Source organism: Cecembia lonarensis LW9 (assembly GCF_000298295.1).
Lineage (GTDB): Bacteria > Bacteroidota > Bacteroidia > Cytophagales > Cyclobacteriaceae > Cecembia > Cecembia lonarensis.
The window spans coordinates 1-575 of record NZ_AMGM01000323.1; the positions used below are offsets into that span (position 1 = coordinate 1).

The 575-nt window shown below is 56.9% G+C and carries 1 protein-coding gene and 1 pseudogene; both read left to right on the forward strand.

Translation table 11 applies throughout. The features are described 5' to 3' along the window. Positions 1 to 78: 78 nt before the first annotated feature. Positions 79 to 327, forward strand: a pseudogene (gene rplV, locus B879_RS24300) (50S ribosomal protein L22); the annotation flags it as partial. A 10-nt stretch (positions 328 to 337) separates the two neighbouring features. Beyond that, positions 338 to 445 (forward strand): large ribosomal subunit protein uL22, encoded by a 108-nt coding sequence (locus B879_RS24305; RefSeq protein ID WP_497706794.1) that lies wholly within the window; start codon positions 338 to 340, stop codon positions 443 to 445. Positions 446 to 575: the final 130 nt, after the last annotated feature.

Here is a 575-nt window from a genome sequence, read left to right on the forward strand (position 1 = left end):
AAGAAGGGCAAGCGCCGCTAACCCGCAAGGGTTCAGCGAGTGCTTAGCACTTCTTCGAGAGACGAGAGAAGGAAAGCAATGGAAGCCAAGGCAATTGCGCGCCATATCCGCGTGACGCCTATGAAGGCCCGGCGCGTCGTCAACCTTGTTCGTGGCAAGCAGACGAACGAAGCACTGGCGATCCTGAAGTTTGCCCCACAGGCAGCTTCAGAGCCAGTGTTCAAGGTTGTAGCATCGGCAGTGGCTAACGCCCGTGCCGCCGCAGACCGCGAGGGTGTCGCGTTCAACGAAGACGAGCTGTTCATCAGCGAAGCGTTTGTTGACGAGGGTACCGACCATGAAGCGGTTCCAGCCGCGTGCTCAGGGTCGGGCATACCAAATCAAGAAGCGCACGAGCCACGTGACCGTGGTCGTCGCAACCCCTAAGAAGGGTGGGGAAGAGTAAATGGGACAGAAGGTTAACCCGACATGGGTTCCGTCTCGGTATCACTACCGACCATGTTTCGTCACTGGTTCGCCGACAGCACCAAAGGTTTGGTCAGCGTTACAAGGACTTCGTAAAAGAAGATAATCCG